The sequence below is a fragment of the Lentibacillus songyuanensis genome, from assembly GCF_039548255.1.
Taxonomy (GTDB): Bacteria; Bacillota; Bacilli; order Bacillales; family Amphibacillaceae; genus Lentibacillus_C; species Lentibacillus_C songyuanensis.
In genome coordinates this window covers 3,114-3,371 of sequence record NZ_JBCLVH010000017.1, presented here as the reverse complement: position 1 = coordinate 3,371, position 258 = coordinate 3,114, and the positions used below count along the sequence as shown (strand labels likewise).

At 49.6% G+C, this 258-nt stretch carries 1 pseudogene; it reads right to left on the bottom strand.

Annotated features, from left to right (window positions below):
- Nucleotides 1-258, bottom strand: a pseudogene (locus tag WMZ97_RS15320) (tRNA (adenosine(37)-N6)-threonylcarbamoyltransferase complex transferase subunit TsaD); the annotation flags it as partial.

Here is a 258-nt window from a genome sequence, read left to right as displayed (position 1 = left end):
ATCACCATGGTCACGCATTAAAATCAGCTCCGTATGACCGCCAGAGACCACTAACGCAAGTAGTGGAAAGGTAAATTCCTGCTCCAGACGATTTGCATAAATATGCCCAGCAATATGATGAACACCGATAAGCGGTTTCTGTCGGGCAAATGCCAGCGCTTTTGCTGTGCTAACCCCGATTAACAGGGCACCAACCAATCCCGGCCCTTCGGTAACCGCAATGGCGTCAATGTGATCCCATGACACAGATGCTTTAGC